General features: G+C 50.5%; 8 protein-coding genes. 2 read left to right on the plus strand and 6 right to left on the minus strand.

Annotated elements, in window-relative coordinates; translation table 11 throughout:
- Positions 1-214: 214 nt before the first annotated feature.
- The gene (locus tag IBX50_RS16725; RefSeq protein ID WP_292257437.1) at positions 215-766 is read left to right on the plus strand and encodes a hypothetical protein; all 552 of its coding nucleotides are present in this window, start codon (positions 215-217) and stop codon (positions 764-766) included.
- A gap of 1 nt (position 767) precedes the next feature.
- Here the strand turns inward: IBX50_RS16725 and IBX50_RS16730 are convergent, their stop codons facing one another.
- From IBX50_RS16730 to IBX50_RS16740, 3 genes are read right to left on the minus strand one after another with little or no spacing between them, the layout of a single operon-like run.
- The gene (locus tag IBX50_RS16730) at positions 768-1868 is read right to left on the minus strand and encodes an NADH:flavin oxidoreductase/NADH oxidase (protein WP_292257438.1); all 1101 of its coding nucleotides are present in this window, start codon (positions 1866-1868) and stop codon (positions 768-770) included.
- 45 nt (positions 1869-1913) lie between these two features.
- On the minus strand, positions 1914-2243 hold the full coding sequence (locus IBX50_RS16735) for a HigA family addiction module antitoxin (protein WP_292257439.1): 330 nt from the start codon (positions 2241-2243) through the stop codon (positions 1914-1916).
- Positions 2244-2258: 15 nt separating this feature from the next.
- Positions 2259-2552, minus strand: coding sequence for a type II toxin-antitoxin system RelE/ParE family toxin (locus tag IBX50_RS16740; protein ID WP_292257440.1), 294 nt, complete (start codon positions 2550-2552; stop codon positions 2259-2261).
- Between the two features lie 136 nt (positions 2553-2688).
- Between IBX50_RS16740 and IBX50_RS16745 the strand changes: the two genes are divergently transcribed.
- On the plus strand, positions 2689-2982 hold the full coding sequence (locus tag IBX50_RS16745) for a DUF1330 domain-containing protein (protein ID WP_292257441.1): 294 nt from the start codon (positions 2689-2691) through the stop codon (positions 2980-2982).
- 107 nt (positions 2983-3089) lie between these two features.
- Here the strand turns inward: IBX50_RS16745 and IBX50_RS16750 are convergent, their stop codons facing one another.
- From IBX50_RS16750 to IBX50_RS16760, 3 genes are all read right to left on the minus strand, one after another.
- Positions 3090-3446 (minus strand): hypothetical protein, encoded by a 357-nt coding sequence (locus tag IBX50_RS16750; protein ID WP_292257442.1) that lies wholly within the window; start codon positions 3444-3446, stop codon positions 3090-3092.
- 25 nt (positions 3447-3471) lie between these two features.
- A complete protein-coding gene (locus IBX50_RS16755; RefSeq protein ID WP_292257443.1) occupies positions 3472-3753 on the minus strand; it encodes a DUF4258 domain-containing protein in 282 nt (93 codons plus the stop codon).
- Between the two features lie 138 nt (positions 3754-3891).
- The coding region (locus IBX50_RS16760; RefSeq protein ID WP_292257444.1) for a DUF6880 family protein at positions 3892-5400 on the minus strand (1509 nt) is incomplete at its 5' end.

Consider the following 5400-nt stretch of genomic DNA (forward strand, 5'->3'; position numbering starts at 1 on the left):
ATACGCATCACACACCTCCGCTTGACCCTTGAATCCTTACAGCTTACAACACCAACCACAAAGATGCGCAAGATCGCTTGGCAACACTGACTCCAACCAACAAAACTGATGGTTTTTTGATCAAAGTCACACAGAAAACCATTGCCGAACAGCGACATCTCCTCTAGTGTAAGGACAGCAAAACAACCTCCTCAACGCATTCAGGAAACCCGCCATGCGTTTTCTTACTGCCTTACTGTTCACACTGTTTTCCTTCACCCTTAATGCCGCCGACCTGACCCGTGTTGACGTTGAACGCTGGATCAAAACCTATGCAGAACTTCAGGCCTGGCTGGATCAACATCAGGATCAACTACCGGAAGAAGAATTTACCAATACCAACCTCAGTATGGATGAGCTGAGAGCCAAGGGTATTCAGCAACTGCGCGATGTTGGACTCTATACCGAGTTCAATCGGCGGGTACAACAAGCCGGTTTCAAAAACGTCGAACACTGGTCACTGCTGGGTCAACAGATTTCACTGGCCTACATAGCCCTCGCCTTGGAAGCAGAGCCACAAAGTCGAACCATGATTGAAACTCAACTGAAGGAGCTGCGGGCATCCAGAGATATACCCGCCGAAGAAAAAGCCCTTTACGAAACCATGCTCAAGGACTCTCTGAGCATGATGCGTCAGGCCGAGCGCATCAGCCCGGCCAGCAAAGCTGCCGTTCGACCCTACCAGCAACAGCTGGAAGAACTTTTTGAACTGGAAGACAGCTACTGAATCAACGACTGGGTTTATAACGCGCCAGCCAGTGGGCATAGGGAGCAGGCAACACCCAGGCAGCATCCGGCTGACCCAGGACTTTGGCTGCTTCATAAGTCCAGTGGGGATTCACCAGATGCGCCCGCCCCACCATCACCAGATCCATCTGACCAGCAGCCACCACCTGCTCTGCCAGTTGAGGTGTATCAATGTACCAGGATGAAGCCACTGGCAACTGTGCCTCACGTTTTACCTGCTCGGCAAAAGGTGCCAGAAATGCCGGCCCCCAGGGGATTTTTGCTGTCGGGGTGGAAAAACCAACACTGACATTCAGAAAATCCAGCCCCTCGGCTTTCATCCAGCGGGTTAACTGAATTGACTCCTGCAAACCTTCCTCATCCCGACCATCAAACTCAATCACACCAAAACGGGCAGTCAAAGGCAGATGCTCCGGCCACACCTTGCGTACTGCTTGCAGGGTTTCCAGCAAAAAACGGCTACGACCAGCCAGATCACCACCATATTCATCACTACGCTGATTGGCATGAACCGAAAAGAAACTCTGCCCCAGATAACCATGAGCAAAATGCAATTCCAGCCACTCAAAACCGGCATCCCGCGCACGAATGGCCGCTGCCACAAAATCTGCCTGCACCCGCTGGATATCACTCAGGGTCATCGCCTGTGGCTCCTTCCACAGATTCCCACCAAAAGGATTGGCCGAAGGTGACAGAGTTTGCCAGCCACGCGGATCATCACTGGCAATATGATCATCTCCTTCCCACGGGCGATTGGAGCTGGCCTTGCGACCGGCATGAGCCAACTGGATACCCGGCACTGCACCACCAGCCTTGATCTCACGCGCTATCGCCGCCATACCTTCCTGCTGTTCATCCTGCCACAAACCGGTACAAGCCGGAGTGATCCGACCTTCCGGTGATACCGCCGTAGCCTCCACTATCACCAGACCAGCCCCACCCCGTGCCAGACTGGCGTAATGAGACAAATGCCAGGCATTGGTAAAACCCGCTTCGGCGCTGTACTGACACATCGGCGGCACCGCAATGCGATTACGCAGCGTCACATCCTTCAAGGAAAACGGGGTAAACAAGTGATTCATCAGACTGCCTCTGAGGTAAGCATTGAATAGGGGTGTATTGATATTTCAGACTGTTGAAACCTGCTCTGTAACTGACGAAGATATCAGGCAACGAACATTCTTTGCCTCATTTTCATAAGCCTGGTGGCGAACATCCCACAACTCCACCGCATGTTGGATATTCAGCCAGAACTCCGGTGTATTACCCAGTGCAGCCGCCAGCTTAATTGCCATCGGCGCAGTCAGTGTGCCTTTATCATGCACAATACGACTGAGGGTGTTTCTATGCACCCCCATGGCATCTGCCAACTGACAGATTTCAATATTCATCGGCTCCAGAAACTCAGCGACCAGCATTTCACCAACAGTCACAGGCCGACGCTTAGTGTTTCTCATCGTCATATCCTCCTTCTAACCTTTATAGGCGTGGGGATCCAGATAGGTATCCAGTGCAGTTCCATCTACCCAACGAAAAATCAAACGGTATTGTTTATTGACACGAATGGAGCACCAACCGGAAAAACTTCCCTGAAGATGCTCAAAACGATTTCCAGGCGGTGCTCTCAAATCAGATTCATGAGTAGCCCCATCAAGAATCTGAATTTTCCTGAACAAGGCATTCACAAGAGCAGCAGGGATCTTTTTATGTTTCTGATCCTGCTCGTAAAATGCCTGAAGCCACCTATCCCTGAATTCAACAGCCATCAGCAGAAATCCTTTCTAAAGTTTTACGCACAACATCATTGTGCGCCATCAGTAGGGAAACAGCAAACTCAACAGACGTTCATTAACGGAATAAAAACTGCCACAATGCCAAGCAATTAAGAAAGGAACCAAGAGAATGCCTCATGCCTACATCGTTGGACAAATTCGTATTAAAGACTCAGATCTCTGGGCAGACTACTGCAACAAAGTGCCTGCCACGCTGGAACCCTGGAATGCCGAACTGATGTTCCGAGGCAAAAATGAAGTCACCTTTGCCGGAGAAACCCCCTACACCAATATCGTGGTGATCCGTTTTCCAGATATCACCACCGCCAAAGCCTGGCATGACTCCGAAGCCTATCAGGCTCTGGTGCCCTTAAGGGAAAGTGCAGCAGATGTGCTGCTGAGTGGGTTTGAAGCCAGTCAGTGAAAAGCTGCCTTTTCCAGCAGGCACAAAAAAACCCGGCACCCTGAGGTGTCAGGGCTTCAGTCAGTTTTCGCAGGATACAGAAACAGCAAACTACCGCACCATCAGCATCATGCCTGCCTGCGATGCTCCATGAACTGATTAACAGGGGCAGTGCTTTCAGCACGAGATTCTTGCTCCTGTAGCTCCAGATTTCTGAGCTCTTCTTGCAGGATCACTTTCAGCTCAGCCTGAACAAATCGATTCAGCAGATCACGCACCATGGGTTGGTAACCAATACCATGATGGCCTGCCACCCGCTTCAAATCGGCAATCAGCTTTTTTTGCAAACGAATGGAAATGTGCTGCATACCCAAGGCGTCATCAAGCACCAGCTCCTGGTCAGTTGAGGACACCCGAACGTGTTCTTCACTCGCGCCAAGCTCACCCTTTTCCCACACGCTTATGTCTTGATCTGTAAATTGCATAACGCCCTTCTCCTTATGATCGGATTCAACCATGACGGCTATAAATGCTTAATTCTGCCTGATTCGGCTCATAAGCCGTCTTGAGGTAGATAACACCATCCTTGACAACAAAAACCACTTTCAGCTTTCGCTGACGATTGGTGTAAGAAATGAACCACTGTGTAGGTGGGTTAGTCTGGTGATCTTCACGGGTATCCTCCAGCAAACGGCCTTCCCTGTTCTCAAAGCACTGCCGTATTTCAGCTTCTGTGACACCATGCTTGGAAGCCAGCTTTTCACGTACCGGATCACTGATGAAGAGTTTCATTGCCTATCCTTTTGCATCTGTATATACAAACACTAAGCCAACCTTTCCTACCTGTCAAACGAAAACCAAAGAATTTGATCTCGCATATCCTTTAACCATAAAAATGTATATACAAAATCAAAAAGACACCGCCCTTTATCAGGCAGGCTTGTTGGGATACCCAGCCTCGACCCAGAAACTGCGTTTACGTCCGTGCTGATCCTGCAACTGGCGGATAAAAGTCTGGGCATTACCCAGTTGCCGGTAATCTATCACCTGCCGATCCAGCTGCAGCAGGCGGTTAAAATAACGAGCACCATGATGGTAGGCGCGGCTGTAACCCCGCGCCAACAGATCCGTCAACAACGCCCGGTAGCAGATGACCTGTGCCAGCAGCTGATCCTGCTGTTCAAAAATGTCAATCCACTCAAGCAGGGTGGTATAGCCGATGCGCTCCAGTGACTGGTGCCGCAGCAGCAAAATTTCTGCTGCTGTATCGACACGATCCAACATTAGCAACAACTGGATCAGGGTTGCCGGATCAGTAGCCTGCCGATCCAAGGCTTCCACTTGTTGGGTAATAGACTGTTTTTCCTGCTCATTAACCAAGGGCAGGATGGCATCCAGGGACAGCGTAGTTGGATGACGGGTAAAATCCTCCAGCAGCACCTGCTTCAACTCATCCACACGCCCCTGACGCTGCAGCCAAAGACAATACAGTGAGTGCTGACGGCGCTGATCCTGCTGCCACTGTGGCTGCTTCAGCCAGTAATCGGCTCGCTGCCAGTTACCGATATCTAGCGCAAACAGGATCAGTGATTCCAACTGATGGGAATTCGGCTCTGGAAACTCCAGCAGATAGCTGGTTTCGTATAGAGCCATATCCTGCAAGGCGGCAGCCACTGAATTCAGACCATTACGTGCACGAGCTGCAGCGGCATTGTATTGCTGTGAATTCTTTGGCCTTGCCAGTGCCTTGCGTGCTTCATCTTCAAAATACCCGGCCAGATGCCGAAGTTCCTGCTCCGTCAGCAATCCTGCACTGCCTGACAACAAGCTGTCGTAAATGCCATACTCATTGTGATTGAAAAAATAAAGCACCCGTTCAACCCAGTCTTCCGCATCCCGCTGCTGACTGCGCAGTTTTGCCGCCAGATCCAACCAGACATCCACTGCCTCACGAAACACATCCCCCACATAACCGTCTGAATCATCAGCCCGGTTCAGAACCACTTCGTGCAGTTCCATGAAGATTCCAGTCAGCCTGATTGCCTGCTGCAGATCCCGTGAACCCAGCAATTGGGCAATATCACCCAGCAATGCACCCAGCAATGCACCCAGTCTCTGAGCAAAAGCCGAACCAGAGTGATAGTCAATAAAATCATCATCCCTGCGCAGTTGTTCGAGCTGTTGAAACAATATGGCCTCCAGCCCTTGCTCACTCACAGCCCCTGCAGCCAGATGGCGCTCAATAACCTCATCAATCTGGTCATCCATGCCATAAAGATGACCAACCAGTTGCACCAGCTCGGTCTTGGAGAGTTTTTTCAGCCTGGCTTCAATATCGGTATGCACTTGCCTGTTACTCTTTATATTAAAGTTCTTGGCGTCATCTAGCCCGGATTTCTCATAGCCCACTATCATCAGCTGTATGGACGCGGCAATGAG

The organism is Marinospirillum sp., assembly GCF_014859565.1.